The organism is Pseudoxanthomonas sp. LjRoot125 (assembly GCF_964252705.1).
GTDB lineage: Bacteria > Pseudomonadota > Gammaproteobacteria > Xanthomonadales > Xanthomonadaceae > Pseudoxanthomonas_A.
This window is the reverse complement of record NZ_CAXUOY020000001.1, coordinates 286,723-300,807: the sequence shown is the minus strand read 5'-3', so window position 1 is coordinate 300,807 and position 14,085 is coordinate 286,723. Positions and strand designations below refer to the sequence as shown.

At 67.4% G+C, this 14,085-nt stretch carries 11 protein-coding genes and 1 riboswitch; of the genes, 3 read left to right on the top strand and 8 right to left on the bottom strand.

All coding sequences use genetic code 11. The features are described 5' to 3' along the window. Positions 1–41: 41 nt before the first annotated feature. On the bottom strand, positions 42–1,352 hold the full coding sequence (locus ACSION_RS01405) for an amidohydrolase (protein ID WP_435304526.1): 1,311 nt from the start codon (positions 1,350–1,352) through the stop codon (positions 42–44). Positions 1,353–1,502: 150 nt separating this feature from the next. Between ACSION_RS01405 and ACSION_RS01400 the strand changes: the two genes are divergently transcribed. Continuing rightward, the gene (locus tag ACSION_RS01400) at positions 1,503–2,840 is read left to right on the top strand and encodes an APC family permease (RefSeq protein WP_435304525.1); all 1,338 of its coding nucleotides are present in this window, start codon (positions 1,503–1,505) and stop codon (positions 2,838–2,840) included. 123 nt (positions 2,841–2,963) lie between these two features. Here the strand turns inward: ACSION_RS01400 and purU are convergent, their stop codons facing one another. Beyond that, positions 2,964–3,815, bottom strand: coding sequence for a formyltetrahydrofolate deformylase (gene purU, locus ACSION_RS01395; RefSeq protein WP_435304524.1), 852 nt, complete (start codon positions 3,813–3,815; stop codon positions 2,964–2,966). A 19-nt stretch (positions 3,816–3,834) separates the two neighbouring features. Continuing rightward, the gene (locus tag ACSION_RS01390) at positions 3,835–4,140 is read right to left on the bottom strand and encodes a hypothetical protein (RefSeq protein WP_435306638.1); all 306 of its coding nucleotides are present in this window, start codon (positions 4,138–4,140) and stop codon (positions 3,835–3,837) included. Between the two features lie 120 nt (positions 4,141–4,260). Here ACSION_RS01390 and ACSION_RS01385 point away from each other — a divergent pair, with 120 nt between their 5' ends. Then, positions 4,261–5,319, top strand: coding sequence for a linear amide C-N hydrolase (locus ACSION_RS01385; RefSeq protein WP_435304523.1), 1,059 nt, complete (start codon positions 4,261–4,263; stop codon positions 5,317–5,319). On the opposite strand, the gene ACSION_RS01380 is transcribed toward ACSION_RS01385, so the two are convergent. Next, the gene (locus ACSION_RS01380; RefSeq protein ID WP_435304522.1) at positions 5,314–6,501 is read right to left on the bottom strand and encodes a serine hydrolase domain-containing protein; all 1,188 of its coding nucleotides are present in this window, start codon (positions 6,499–6,501) and stop codon (positions 5,314–5,316) included. The two genes, ACSION_RS01385 and ACSION_RS01380, sit on opposite strands and share 6 nt — an antisense overlap. Positions 6,502–6,662: 161 nt before the next feature. Then, positions 6,663–7,172 (bottom strand): hypothetical protein, encoded by a 510-nt coding sequence (locus ACSION_RS01375; RefSeq protein WP_435304521.1) that lies wholly within the window; start codon positions 7,170–7,172, stop codon positions 6,663–6,665. Between the two features lie 62 nt (positions 7,173–7,234). Beyond that, positions 7,235–7,468, top strand: a riboswitch (cobalamin riboswitch). 199 nt (positions 7,469–7,667) lie between these two features. Here ACSION_RS01375 and metE point away from each other — a divergent pair. Beyond that, positions 7,668–9,959, top strand: a complete 2,292-nt coding sequence (gene metE / locus ACSION_RS01370) for a 5-methyltetrahydropteroyltriglutamate--homocysteine S-methyltransferase (RefSeq protein WP_435304520.1) — start codon at positions 7,668–7,670, stop codon at positions 9,957–9,959. Between the two features lie 33 nt (positions 9,960–9,992). Here the strand turns inward: metE and ACSION_RS01365 are convergent, their stop codons facing one another. The 3 genes from ACSION_RS01365 to ACSION_RS01355 form a co-directional block, all read right to left on the bottom strand. Continuing rightward, positions 9,993–10,403, bottom strand: coding sequence for an acyl-CoA thioesterase (locus tag ACSION_RS01365; protein ID WP_435304519.1), 411 nt, complete (start codon positions 10,401–10,403; stop codon positions 9,993–9,995). Positions 10,404–10,574: 171 nt separating this feature from the next. Further along, on the bottom strand, positions 10,575–11,594 hold the full coding sequence (locus ACSION_RS01360; protein ID WP_093489665.1) for a ribonucleotide-diphosphate reductase subunit beta: 1,020 nt from the start codon (positions 11,592–11,594) through the stop codon (positions 10,575–10,577). A gap of 120 nt (positions 11,595–11,714) precedes the next feature. Then, positions 11,715–14,051, bottom strand: a complete 2,337-nt coding sequence (locus tag ACSION_RS01355) for a ribonucleoside-diphosphate reductase subunit alpha (protein ID WP_435306637.1) — start codon at positions 14,049–14,051, stop codon at positions 11,715–11,717. Positions 14,052–14,085: the final 34 nt, after the last annotated feature.

The following is a 14,085-nucleotide window of genomic DNA, read 5'->3' as shown; positions in this document are numbered from 1 at the left end:
AAGAGCATCGCGACTCACGTCGCTCCCACGGTCATGCTCGCTCAAGGCGTGTGCAGGTAATCCAGCGCCACCTGCAGCATCGCTTGGCTGCCGGTCTGCAGCGCGTGTTCGTCGAGCAGGAACTGCGGCGAATGATTGATCGGTGCGGTGGCCGGATCGATCCCCTTCGACGTCGAGCCGACGAAGAAGTAGAAACCGGGCACCGTGTTGGCGAACTGCGAGAAGTCTTCGGCCACGGTCACCAACGGCATCTCGACCACGTTCGCGGCACCCACCGCCTTTTCCAGCGATGGCCGTACGCGCTGGGTGAGCGCAGGCTGGTTGATGGTGGCAGGCGCATTCTTGGCGACCTTCAGCTCGGCGCTGCCGCCACTGGCGTGCGCGTAGTCGTCGGCGATGCGGCGGAAACGCGCGATCACGTCTTCGCGCACCGTGGGATCGAACGTGCGCAGCGTGCCGACCAACGTCGCTTCGTCCGGAATGATGTTGAAGCGCACGCCGGCCTGGAACTGGCCCGCGGTCAGCACCACCGGGCTGTTGGCGATGTTGACCTGCCGCGCGATCATGCTCTGCGTGCCCAGCAGGATCTGCGCGCCCAGGGTGATCGGGTCCACGCCGTCCCACGGCCGCGAGCCGTGCGTCTGCTTGCCCTTCACCACCAGCGACCACTCATCCGCCGCGGCGAGCAACGGACCGCTGCGGTAGCCCACGCTGCCGACCGGCAGGCCGGCCCAGACGTGCAGGCCGAACACGGCATCGGGGGTGAAGTCCTTGAACACGCCGTCCTGCAGCATCAGCGCCGCGCCGAACACCGCGCCCGCGACCGGCGGGCCTTCTTCCGCCGGCTGGAACACGAACATCACTTCGCCGGCGAGTTCGTCCTTCGCGGCGACCAGCGCCTGCGCCACGCCCATCAGGATCGCGACGTGCGCATCGTGGCCGCAGGCGTGCATCACGCCGACCGGCTGGCCGCGGTACTCGGCTTTCACCTTCGAGGCGAAGGGCAGGTGGGTCTGTTCGGTGACCGGCAGCGCGTCCATGTCGGCGCGCAGGGCGATGCGTGGGCCGGGCTTTGCGCCTTTCAGCACGGCGACCACGCCGGTCTTGCCGACGCCGGTGCGCACCGTGAGGCCCAGCGAGCGCAGATGATCGGCGACCCGCTTGGCGGTGCGGGTTTCCTGTTCGCCGAGTTCGGGATGCTGGTGGAGGTCGCGCCGCCACTGCACGAGCTGGGGCTGCGCGCGCTCCAGCGCCGCGAAAGCCGTGGCGTCCTGTGCCTGCGCTGCGTCCGTGGCTGCCAGCGAGACCGTGGCGACGAGCACGGCGGTGAACAAACGATGGGCGCGAAGCATGGCGGCATCCGGGACAGGCGGGGAGCACGATGCTAGCCCGGGCGGCGCGTGCGTCCAATGGCGAATCACCATGAGCGCATGCGTGCGCGTGGCTCGCATTCGCCCAGCGCGCGTGGCAGGCTCGCAGGCCACTGGAGAGCGCCCCTGCCCATGACCCGCGATACCGACCCCGCTTCTTCCCGTCCGCTGCAGGGCGATGCCGCGCTGTTGCGCGCGGTGGGCAGCCTGGCATTGGCCGCAGCGGTCATCAACATCATCGTCGGCGGCGGCATCTTCAAGATGCCTGCGGCGCTGTCGGCGCAAGTCGGCGCCGCCGCGCCGCTGGCGTTGCTGGCCGGTGCATTGGTGATGGTGCCGGTGGCGTTGTGTTTTGCCGCCATCGGCAGCCGAGCCTCCGCCACCGGCGGGCCCTACACCTATGTCAGCGCGGTGTTCGGCACGCTGCCGGGCTTCCTGGCCGGCGCGCTGATGTGGATCTGCAACGTGGCCTCCAGTGCCGGTGTCGCCGCGGCGCTGTCGCTGCAGGTCGCCAGTCTGTGGCCGGTCTTCGACGCGCCCCTGCCGCGCGCGCTGCTGCTGCTGGGCGTGTACGCCGCGATCTACGCGCTCAATGCCTTCGGCGTGAAGCTGGGTGCGCGCGCGGTGATGACGCTGGCGACGTTGAAGCTGGTGCCGTTGTTCCTGCTGGTGGTGCTAGGCCTCGCCTTCGTCGATACCTCGCACGTCAGCTTCGCCTTCGCCGACGTGCCCTCGTGGACCGCGCTGGGCGCGGCGATGGTGATGGTGGTGTTCGCCTATTCCGGCGTGGAAACGGCGCTGATTCCCGGCGGCGAAGTACGCGACCCTTCGCGGAGCGTGCCGCGCGCGGCGTTGAGCGCCATCCTGCTGGTGGTGCTGCTGTATCTCGGCCTGCAGATCGTCTGCCAGGGTGTGCTGGGTCCGGCCCTGGCGACCAGCAGCGTGCCGATCGCCGAAGCCGCGGGCCGGTTGTGGGATCCGGCGCGCATCGCCCTGCTGGTGACCGCGTGCATCTCGATGGCGGGCTTCCTGCTGGGCAACCTGCTGGGGTCGTCCCGGCTGCTGTTCGCGCTGGGGCGCGATGGCTACCTGCCGCAGGCCTTCGGTCGCGTCAGCGCCAACCATCGCGTGCCGCTGCTGGCGCTGGCCACGCATGCCGGCATCGCCTGCCTGCTGGCGGTGGTGGGCAGCTTCGAAGCCCTGGTGCTGATTTCGGGCGGCGCGGTCTGCCTGGTGTACGTGATGGTCTGCGTGGCCGCCTGGCGGGCGCAGCGCACCGACCTGCGCGAGCGCGGTGCGCCCTTCGTCCTGCGCGGCGGTCCGCTGGTGCCCGGCCTGGCGGTCGTCGGCATGGTCGCCATCCTCACCACGTTGAGTACGCGCGAGTGGACGGCGATCGGCGTGGCAGTCGTGGTGCTCGCCGTCGTGTATGCGGTGCTGGTCGGGCTTAGGCGGCGCGTGGGCAGCTGAGTTCCAGACGAGGCAGGAAGGCTGATTGTGGGAGCGACGTAAGTCGCGAGCTCTTTCTCTGGCAACACCAGAAGCTCGCGACTTACGTCGCTCCCACACCGATTCTCCCTACGCCGGCCAGGCCTACCGGAACACCACCGTCCGGTGCCCGTTGAGCAGGATGCGGTGCTCCACGTGGCGGCGCACCGCGCGGGCCAGCACCAGCGATTCGATGTCGCTGCCCATCCGCACCAGTTCCTTCGGCGTCATCGCATGGTCCACGCGGGCGACGTCCTGTTCGATGATCGGACCTTCATCGAGGTCGCGCGTGACGTAGTGCGCCGTCGCGCCGATGATCTTGACCCCGCGCGCGTGCGCCTGGTGGTACGGCTTGGCGCCCTTGAAGCTGGGCAGGAAGCTATGGTGGATGTTGATCGCCCGTCCGGCCAGCGCATCGCACAGCGTCGGCGAGAGGATCTGCATGTAGCGCGCCAATACGACCAGGTCGATCCGTTCGCGCTCGACCAGGTCGATGATCCGATGCTCCTGCTCTTCGCGGTGTTCGGCAGAGACCGGCAGGTGGTGGAAAGCGACGCCGTACGATTGGGCGAGCGGCGCGAAGTCGGCGTGGTTGGACGCCACGCAGGCGATCTCCACCGGCAACTGCCGGCTGTGCACGCGGAACAGCAGGTCGTTGAGGCAATGCCCCTGCTTGCTGACCAGCACCATCAACCGCGCCTTGCGGCGCGCGTCGTGCAGCTGCCAGTCCATCGCGAACGTATCGGCGAGCGGCTGGAAGCGCGCATGCAGCGCTTCGGCCGTGATGCTGTCGGGCAGGTCGAAATGCACGCGCAGGAAGAAGCGGCCGGATTCCTCGTCGCCGAACTGCTGCGCGTCGAGGATGTTGCAGCCGGCGTCGAACAGCAGCCCGGTGACGCGATAGACGATGCCGGTCGTATCCGGGCAGGACAGCGTGAGGATGTGGTCGCGGCGCATGGCGTGGGAGAGCGAAGGACTACTCGCAGCGCGCCGCCGTGATGCGGTTGCTCGCATCGATGTACACGCGCAGGCGGTCCTTGCGCGCGTCGTGCTTCACCACCGTGGTGGGGCCGATCGGGTTGACGAGGCCCGCACCGCTTTCGCTGGACAGGCGGCGCAGCGTGGCTTCGTCGGCCGGTTGGCCTACGGCCCAGCCGAGCGAAGCATCGCGGCACGTGCCGCTGCCGGCGACCTGCGGGCCGGGCGTGCTGACGCAGGCGGCGAGGGTCATTGCCAGGAGGGCGAGGAGCGGCGCGCGGGTGGACGAACGGTGCGGCGACAGAGGGATGGCCATGGCAGCATCTCGGGGGGCGGCTGAGGATCGCTGTTTAACACACCCGCTGGCATAAAGGGCGGGCGCCGCCGTCGCGCACCGCCTGTTCCCGCCTTCACGGAGACCGTCATGGATCGTCGCTTCGTATTGCCGCTCGCGTTCGCCGCCACCCTGCTGTCATCACTCGCCGCTCCGCCCGCCGCCGCCTGTACGCGCGTGGTCTATCTCGGTGCCAACGAGGACGTCATCACCGCACGTTCGATGGACTGGAAGAACGACGTGGCCACCCACCTGTGGATCTTCCCGCGCGGCATGGCCCGCAGCGGACAGGCCGGCCCGAACTCGGTGACGTGGACCTCGAAGTACGGCAGCGTGATCGCCACAGGCTACGAGGTCTCCACCACCGACGGCATGAACGAGGCCGGCCTGGTTGCCAATGTGTTGTGGCTGGTCGAATCCGAGTATCCCGCCTATGACGGTCGCGGTCCCGGCCTGAGCATCGCGGCCTGGGCGCAGTACGTGCTGGACAACTACGGCACGGTGAAGGAGGCGGTCGATGCGCTGCGCAAGCAGCCTTTCACCGTGGTGACCGACAAGGTCCCGGGTGAAGACCGGCTGACCACGCTGCACCTGTCGATGTCGGACGCCAGCGGCGACAGCGCCATCGTCGAGTACATCGACGGCAAGCAGGTGATCCACCATGGCCGCCAGTACCAGGTGATGACCAACTCACCGGTGTTCGACCAGCAGCTCGCGCTCAACGCCTATTGGAAGCAGATCGGTGGCACGGTGATGCTGCCGGGCACCAACCGAGCGTCGGACCGTTTCGCGCGCGCCTCGTTCTACGTCAATGCGATTCCCAAGGCCGAAGATCCGGTGAAGGCGCTGGCCAGCGTCTTCAGCGTGATCCGCAACGCGTCGGTGCCGTTCGGCATCAATACGCCGGAAGAGCCGAACATCTCCTCCACCCGCTGGCGCACGGTCGCCGACCACAAACGCAAGCTCTACTTCTTCGAATCCGCGCTGACGCCGAACACGTTCTGGGTGGACCTCAAGGACGTCGATTTCTCGAAGGAGACCGGCAAGGTGCTGCGGCTGGACCTGGGACAGGACCAGCGCAATGTCTTCGCCGGCAACGCGGTGAAGGATTTCAAGCCCGCGGAGCCATTCGTGTTCCAGGGCCTATAGGTCGAACGCCAGCAAGTCGTGTCCCGTCGCGGCGCGCACCACGCGCCGGTACAGCACGTTGCCGCTGCCGCCGTTGGTCAGCGCGACCAGCGCGCGCTGGCCGCGCGCATCGCCGAGGGCGAAATTCTTGAAGATGTTGCCGTTGCTGCCCGAGTGGTAGAACACCGGGCCGCGTGGCGTGGTTTCGAGGTTCCAACCCAGGCCCTTGTCGGTCCAGCGGCCGGGCACGTCGATCTGCTTGGTGAGCATTGCCGTGCGCGTGGCCTCGCTGATCTGCCATGGCGCACGCGACGTGCGCACCATCAGCGCCATGAATCGCGCGTAGTCCACCGGCGTGGTGCGCAGGCTGGCCGCCGCGTTGGCGAGGATGTCGCCGGGCCAGTTCACCAGGCCCTTAGGCGTGATGGCTTGCACTTCGGGCAGTGCGCGCTCGGCGTCTTCGTAACGCCAGGCGGACAGCGGCTTGCCCCAGCGGTCCGCGACGGTCTGCGCCGCGTTCCAGGTGTCGCGCAGCATCTGCGGCGGCATGCCGACTTCCTCGTCCTCCACGGCGCGATGGCCGTACACCGAGCGCGCTGCGAGCGCCTTGCTCCATGTGTAGCTGCTGTCACGCATGCCGGCCGGGCCGAACAGCAGGCGCTGCATCGACGCATCCAGGCTCTCGCCGGTCAGCGTCTCCACCACCAGCTGCAACCAGAAGATCGCTTCGCCCGAATAGTCGATGCGCGTGCCGGGCTTCACCGCCGGCACGAGCTTCTCGTGGGCTGGGTCCTTGCGCCAGTTCGGCATGCCGGTGGAATGGCGCAGCACGTCGCGCGCGGTGACGAGGTCCACCCACGGGTGGTCGGCCAGGTAGTCCATCCGCCGATAGCGCACCAGCGGTGCATCGAGATCGATCACGCCCTGGTCGGCCAGTTGCAGCACCAGGTAGGCGAACACCGGCTTGCTGAGCGAGGCATCCTCGAACAGCGTGTCGTCCGCCGCGGGCGCCCGTGTCTCTGCATTCAGCACGCCAAGGTTGCGCGACCACACGACTTCGCCGCGCTCGACGACGGCCATGCCGATGGCGGGCACGCGCAGCGCCTGCATCAGTCGCGGCAGGTCGGCGAGGAAGGCATCGGGCGGGATCCAGTTCGCGGCGTCGTCGCAGGCGGCGGCGGAGGCCAGACGCGGCCACGCCATGGCGGCAAGCGGCGCAGCGGCAAGGGTGTTCAACCAGCGACGGCGTGAGGGAGAAGGCGGCGACGCGACGGGTGGCATCGGAGAGGAATCCACGAGAGGCTTGAACAAGGAGGACGAACGAACGCCCCAACCCCCTCCCGCTTCTGCGAGAGGGCGCCGCGTCAAACGCTCATCAGCATGTCGAGCACGGGAACGCGCCACTCCTCTGTCGGCGTGGGCACCAGCCGACACACAAGAGCGAGTGTCGGTCGTCCGCCGGCGGCTTCCATCGTGCCCGCGAAGAGATGGTGTTCATAGGGAATCGAGAAATCCCGGGAGAGCCAGACCGTGGGGATCTCGCCTTCGTGGGCGCCAGATACTTCGCCACGCGCCATGTCCGGCAGTTCAAGGCTCCGTCCGGTCCTGGCAGAAACCAGTCGTGGCCCCACCAGCGCGCGCGCATCGTCTCCCCTGAGTATCAGACGCATGTAGTACGGCGCTCCGCGCTCGTTCGAGGAACCTTCGTATCCCCCGATTAGGTCCACCTTGACGCTCGCTGCGCCGGGACCGCAATCACCGGTGTAGTCCTGGTGCCGATAGTGGGAAAGCAGCAGCAAGTCCACGAGCCACGCGGCCCCGAGCAACGCGACCGCTGCCAGAGCCGCCACCTTCCACCTATCGGCCGTGTCCATGGCGGGACTCTAACGGAACGGCAGGACGTAGAGGCGTGCTTGACGCTCCCCGCGGGCGCGGGTAACGTTCGCCTCGCCAAGGTTTCCATCGCTTCATCCCAATGAAGCGATGGAATTAAAAGGGAAGCCGGTGCGGCCTGTTCCATGGGCCTATTCCGGCGCTGCCCCGCAGCGGTATTTGGAAACGAACCTCGCCAACAGCACTGGTCCTCGCGGACCGGGAAGCGGCGGGAAGTAGGCCAGCGCACACGCGCCCGTCCATGAGCCCGAAGACCTGCCCTGGCCGGAAGACACGACCGTCTTCCGCCTGACCTGGAGCTTCCGAGGGGGAGCGGCCGGAGCCTGCGTCCTTCTTCGCGAGCGGACGCGTCCTCCTGCGCCGCTTCCTTCCGGCACTCCGGCTCGCCCGCGGGGGCGAAGGTCGCTGGCGTGGCGGGCCCTGGCCTGGCGCGCGGTTCCTTCGTTCCTCATCCGCCACGCATGAGGACACGCACCATGACCACCGTTACCACCCTCGGCTTCCCGCGCATCGGCGCGAAGCGCGAACTCAAGACCGCCCTGGAAAGCTACTGGCGCGGCGACACCACCGCCGCCGACCTGCACGACACCGCACGCGAACTGCGCCATCGTCATTGGCAACTGCAGCGCGATGCCGGCGCCGACGTCGTGCCCTGCAACGACTTCGCGTTGTACGACCACGTACTCGATACCGCCTTCCTGCTCGATGCGATTCCCGACGACTACCGCGTACTGGCGGATGCCGATCCGCTCGCCGGCTACTTCGCGCTCGCGCGCGGCCTGCAGAAGGACGGCGTGGACCTGCGCGCGCTGGAGATGACCAAGTGGTTCGATACCAACTACCACTACCTCGTGCCGGAACTGCACGCAGGCCAGGAGTTCCGCCTGCGCGGCGACAAGCCGGTGGCCGAGTTCCTCGAAGCGCGCGCCGCCGGCCATGCCGCACGGCCGGTGCTGCTGGGACCGGTGAGTTTCCTGCTGCTGGCCAAAACCGTGGATGGCAGCGATCGTCTCGCCCTGCTCGACCGCTTGCTGCCGGTCTATGCCGAGTTGCTGGCAAAGTTGCACGCCGCCGGCGCGGACTGGGTGCAGGTGGATGAGCCCTGCCTGGTGCTGGACCTGGACGACGCCACGCGCGCTGCCTACCTGCGCGCGTACGCCGTGCTGGCGAAAACGATCCGTCCGCGCCTGTTGCTGGCGACGTATTTCGGCCGCCTTGATGCGCAGCTGCCGCTGGCGTGCGCGCTTCCGGTCGATGGCCTGCACGTGGACCTGGTGCGCGGCAAGGAGCAGTTGGACGACGTGCTGAAGCAATGGCCGAAAGCGCGCGTGCTCTCGGTGGGCCTGGTGGACGGACGCAACATCTGGCGCACGAACCTGGACAACGCGCTGATCCTGGCCAAGTACGCGCAGGGCCACCTGGACCTGGGCCACCTGTGGCTGGCGCCGTCGTGCTCGCTGCTGCATGTGCCGGTGGACGTCACCGGCGAGAAGGCGCTGCCGTCCGATCTCAAATCGTGGCTGGCCTTCGCGCGGCAGAAGATCGAGGAACTGCGTCTGCTGGCCGATGCCTTGCGCAACCCGCGCGCGGCCGATGCCGGGCTGGCAGTGGCACGCGACCGCATCGAATCGCGTCGCCAGTCCGCGCGCGTGCACCGGCCGGCCGTCGCAGCGAGATTGGCGTCACCCGAAGCCGCCGACATTGATCGCGACGCGCCGTACCCGCAGCGGCGCGCGGCCCAGCAGGCGCGCTTCGCGCTACCGTCGTTCCCGACCACGACGATCGGCTCGTTCCCGCAGACCCACGAGGTGCGCGATGCGCGTGCCCGGCACAAGGGCGGCAAGCTGTCCGACGCCGCGTACGACGCCTTCCTCGAAGCCGAGATCGCGCGTTGCGTGCGCATCCAGGAAGAGATCGGCATCGACGTGCTGGTGCATGGCGAGTTCGAGCGCAACGACATGGTGGAGTACTTCGGCGAGCAGCTGGACGGCTTCGCCTTCACCAAGAACGGCTGGGTGCAGAGCTACGGCTCGCGCTGCGTGAAGCCGCCGGTCATCTACGGCGACGTATCGCGTCCCGCACCGATGACGGTGCGCTGGTCGCAGTACGCGCAGTCGCTGACCGACCGGCCGATGAAAGGCATGCTGACCGGGCCGGTCACGGTGCTGCAGTGGTCGTTCGTGCGCGACGACCAGGCGCGTGCGCAGACCTGCCGGCAGATCGCGCTGGCGCTGCGCGATGAAGTACTGGACCTGGAAGCCGCCGGCATCGGCGTGATCCAGATCGACGAACCCGCGCTGCGCGAGGGCCTGCCGCTGCGTCGCGCGGACTGGGCCGCCTACCTGGCTTGGGCCGTGGAATGCTTCCGCATCAGCGCTTCCGGCGTGCGGGACGACACCCAGATCCATACTCACATGTGCTACTCGGAGTTCAACGACATCATCGAGGCCGTCGCCGCGATGGATGCGGACGTCATCTCTATCGAGACCTCGCGCTCGCGCATGGAGTTGCTGGAGGCGTTCGTGAAGTTCCGCTATCCCAACGAGATCGGGCCGGGCGTGTACGACATCCATTCGCCGCGCATCCCCACCGGTGGCGAGATGATCGACCTGCTGGAGCGCGCGCGCGCCGTGCTGGCGCCGGAACAGATCTGGGTCAATCCGGACTGCGGACTGAAGACCCGCGGCTGGCCGGAGGTACGTACCGCACTGGAACGGATGGTGGCGGCAGCGCGGGCGCTGCGCGGCGACCAGGCACAGGCGGCCTGATCGTCGCAGCATGGCGGCGGGCCAAGGCCCGCCCTACGCGTCGGTGGGCGTCAGTGGCGGTGCCTGCGTCGGCCGGCCCAGCGGGTCGAGCGCGATCATCACGAAATGGCCGCGCGTGCACAGCTTGCGCTCGCCGGTCAGCAGGTTCTCGGTGATGACTTCGACGTCGACATTCATCGAGCTGCGCCCGACTTTCACCACGCGTGCCACCACTTCCACAAGGTCGCCCTTGTGGATCGGCTGGTTGAAATCCACTTGCTCCGAGCGTGCGGTGACCACGGTGGTGCGCGCATAACGCGACGCGGCGATGAAGGCCGACATGTCCATCCACGCCAGCGCCTGGCCGCCGAACAGCGTGCCCAGGTGGTTGGTGTGGTCGGGGAAGACCATGTGCAGCAGGCGCGCCTCGACGGGGCGCGCTTCGGCGTTGGCCAGTTCGGTCATGGTGGTGCTCCGGTTCGCGTACTCCCGGCGGGAGCATAGCGCAGGCCTTGTGGGAGCGACGTGAGTCGCGACAGGGCGAAAGAAGCACGCCGTCGCCCTTCGGATGCCACGAGGACGTGTCGTTGCAGAGATCGCGACTTACGTCGCTCCCACGTCAACCATCGTCACGCCTCAGAACGCGTGGTCGAAGCCCACCTCGCCCTGTACGCCCAGCTGATAGGCGGAGACGCGACGTTCGAAGAAGTTGGTCAGCTCCTGCACGTCCTGCAGCTCCATGAAGGGCAGCGGGTTGCGCACGTCGTAGCGCTTGGGCATGCCGAGCTTGGCGAAGTGCTGGTCCGCGCAGTGCTGCAGGTACTGCCGCATGTCGCGCGTCGAGATGCCGGCCACGCCACCCGACAGCACGTCCTCGGCAAACTGCACTTCGCACTCGATCGCCTCTTCCAGCATGTCGTAGACCTGCTGCTGCATGACGTCGTCGAACAGGTCCGGTTCTTCCTCGCGCACGGTGCGCACGCACTCGAACGCGAACTCCATGTGGCAGCTCTCGTCGCGGAACACCCAGTTGGTGCCACTGGCCAGGCCCGGCAACAGGCCGCGCGAGCGGAAGTAGTACACGTAGGCGAAGGCAGCGAAGAAGAACAGGCCTTCGATGCACGCGGCGAAGCAGATCTGGTTGAGCAGGAACTGCCGGCGCTGGTCGCGCGTCTCGATCCGCTTCATGTCCTGGATGCTGTCGATCCATTTGAAGCAGAAGTCGGCCTTCTTCTTGATCGCCGGGATGTTCTCCACCGCCGCGAACGCCTTGAAGCGCTCCGACGGGTCGGGCAGGTAGTTGTCCAGCAGGGTCAGGTAGAACTGCACGTGCAGCGCTTCTTCGTAGAGCTGCCGCGACAGGTACATGCGCGCTTCGGGCGCGTTGAGGTGCTGGTACAGGTTCAGCACCAGGTTGTTCGACACGATGGAATCGCCGGTGGCGAAGAACGCGACCAGCCGGTGGATCAGGTGGCGGTCGGCCGGCGTCATCTTCGAGTGCAGGTCGGTGATGTCAATCTGGAAGTTGATCTCTTCCACCGTCCACGTGTTCTTGATGGCGTCGCGGTACATGTCATAGAACTGCGGGTAGCGCATCGGGCGCAGCGTCAGTTCGAAACCGGGGTCTAGCAGCATCTGCTTGGGTTGGGCGGACATGGTGTTTCCTGTGCGGCACGCCGTCGGCGACGGCGCGCCATGAATGAGGGAGTGGCGCATCCGTGCGCCCGGCACGTCCCTGTGCCGTGATCCGTCGGGAATACCGACGTGGGAGAGGCGTTACTGGCAGGCCTCGCAGGCTTCCGGGTTCTCCAGCGAGCAGGCGATGGCTTCGGTGGGCGTGTATTCCCGCTTTGGCGCGGCGGCGGCGGCCGTGCTGACCGTGGTCTTGGCGATCTTCGTCGCCGGGCGCGAGCGCAGGTAGTAGGTGGTCTTGATGCCCTGCTTCCATGCGTACATGTACATGGACGACATTGCGCCGATGTTCGGGCTTTCCATGAACAGGTTGAGCGATGCCGACTGGTCGATGAAGGCGCCGCGGCCGGCCGCCATGTCGATCAGCGAGCGCATCGGCAGTTCCCACGCGGTGCGGTAGACCTGCTGCAGCGTCTCCGGGATCTGCGCGATGCCCTGGATGGAGCCTTCGGACAACTTGATCGCATCGCGCGTCTCCGGCGTCCACAGGCCGAGCTTCTTCAGCTCGTCCACCAGGTAGCGGTTGACCTGCAGGAAGTCGCCCGACAGCGTTTCGCGCTTGAACAGGTTGGACACCTGCGGCTCCACGCACTCGTAGCAGCCGGCGATCGAGGCGATCGTCGCGGTCGGCGCAATGGCGATGAGCAGCGAGTTGCGCAGGCCATGTTCCTTGATGCGCGCACGCAGGGCGTCCCAGCGCTCGACGTTCTCCGGCGTAATGTTCCAGGCGTCGAACTGCAGTTCGCCGTTGGCCGCGCGGGTGTCGGCGAACGACGGATGGCGGCCGCGTTCCTGCGCCAGCTCCACCGACGTTTCCAGCGCATGGAAGTAGATGGTCTCGGCGATCTTCGCCGACAGCGCGCGCGCTTCGGCGCTGTCGAACGGCAGGCGTAGCTTGAAGAACACGTCCTGCAGGCCCATGCAGCCCAGGCCGACCGGGCGCCAGCGCAGGTTGCCGCGGCGCGCGGTCTCGATCGGATAGAAGTTCAGGTCGATCACGCGGTCCAGCTGGCGCACGGCCAGGCGGACGGTTTCGGCGAGCTTGTCGAAATCGAACCAACCATCGTCATCGAAGTGGCGGCCCAGGTTGATCGAGCCCAGGTTGCACACGGCGGTCTCTTCCGCCGAGGTGACCTCGAGGATCTCGGTGCACAGGTTCGACAGGTGGATGACGTTGCCCGCGCGGAGCGTCTGGTTGCTGGCCGCGTTGCACTTGTCCTTGAACGTCATCCAGCCGTTGCCGGTCTCGGCCAGCGTGCGCATCATCCGGCCGTACAGCTTGCGGGCGGACGTGGTCTTCATCGCCTTGCCCTGCGCTTCGGCCTGCGTGTAGGCCAGCTCGAAGGCGGCGCCGTACAGGTCGGTCAGTTCCGGCACCACGCGCGGATCGAACAGCGACCATTCCTGGTCGGCCTCGACGCGCTTCATGAAGAGGTCCGGCACCCAGTTGGCCAGGTTGAGGTTGTGGGTGCGGCGGGCTTCATCGCCGGTGTTGTCGCGCAGTTCGAGGAAGTCCTCGATGTCCGCATGCCAGGTTTCCAGGTACACGCAGGCCGCGCCCTTGCGCTTGCCGCCCTGGTTGACCGCCGCGACCGAGGAATCCAGCGTCTTCAGCCACGGCACGATGCCGTTGCTGTGGCCGTTGGTGGACTTGATCAGCGAGCCGCGCGAACGCACGCGCGTGTAGCTCACGCCGATGCCGCCGCTGAACTTGCTCAGCTGGGCGATGTCGCCGTACTTGGCGTAGATGGATTCCAGCGTGTCCTGCGGCGAATCGAGCAGGAAGCACGATGACAGCTGCTCGTGCGTGGTGCCGCTGTTGAACAGCGTCGGCGAGCTGGGCAGGTAGTCCAGGTTGCCCATGCGGCGGTACAGCGCCAGCGCCTCCGGCACGTCCTCGCTCAGCGCGCAGGCGATGCGCAGGAAGAACTGCTGCGGCGTTTCGATCACCTTGCGGGTGTGCGGGTGGCGCAGCAGGTAGCGGTCGTACAGCGTGCGCAGGCCGAAGTAGTCGAAGTGCAGGTCCAGCGAGGCGTCCAGTGCATCGTTGAGCTTGCGTGCGTTGGTCTGCACGAAGTTCAGCAGGCGGTCGTTGATCAGGCCGACCTCGTGGCCGCGCGTCACCGACTGCGAGAACGCGTGGATCTCCTGGCCGGTCACTTCCTTGGCGATGTAACCGGCCAGCAGGCGCGCGGCCAGGCGGCTGTATTCGGGTTCCTCGCCGGTCAGCAGCGCGGCCGTGCGGATCGACAGTTCGTCCAGTTCGCGCGTGCTGGCGCCGTCGTACAGGCCGGAGATGGTGCGGGTGGCCACGCGCATCGGATCGATGGCGTGCAGGCCTTCGCAATTGCGCTGCACGGCGCGCACGATCTTGTTGAGGTCCACCGGCTCGCGGCCGCCGTTGCGCTTGGTCACGCTCATCGCGGTGGCGGTGGGCGGCGGGGTCAGCGAGAAC

Coding starts and splice junctions, on each gene's coding strand:
- ACSION_RS01365 (WP_435304519.1), bottom strand. CDS start 10,403: ATGACCGAACTGGCCAACGCCGAAGCGCGCCCCGTCGAGGCGCGCCTG.
- metE (WP_435304520.1), top strand. CDS start 7,668: ATGACCACCGTTACCACCCTCGGCTTCCCGCGCATCGGCGCGAAGCGC.
- ACSION_RS01380 (WP_435304522.1), bottom strand. CDS start 6,501: ATGGCGTGGCCGCGTCTGGCCTCCGCCGCCGCCTGCGACGACGCCGCG.
- ACSION_RS01375 (WP_435304521.1), bottom strand. CDS start 7,172: ATGGACACGGCCGATAGGTGGAAGGTGGCGGCTCTGGCAGCGGTCGCG.
- ACSION_RS01355 (WP_435306637.1), bottom strand. CDS start 14,051: ATGAGCGTGACCAAGCGCAACGGCGGCCGCGAGCCGGTGGACCTCAAC.
- ACSION_RS01360 (WP_093489665.1), bottom strand. CDS start 11,594: ATGTCCGCCCAACCCAAGCAGATGCTGCTAGACCCCGGTTTCGAACTG.
- ACSION_RS01405 (WP_435304526.1), bottom strand. CDS start 1,352: ATGCTTCGCGCCCATCGTTTGTTCACCGCCGTGCTCGTCGCCACGGTC.
- purU (WP_435304524.1), bottom strand. CDS start 3,815: ATGCGCCGCGACCACATCCTCACGCTGTCCTGCCCGGATACGACCGGC.
- ACSION_RS01400 (WP_435304525.1), top strand. CDS start 1,503: ATGACCCGCGATACCGACCCCGCTTCTTCCCGTCCGCTGCAGGGCGAT.
- ACSION_RS01385 (WP_435304523.1), top strand. CDS start 4,261: ATGGATCGTCGCTTCGTATTGCCGCTCGCGTTCGCCGCCACCCTGCTG.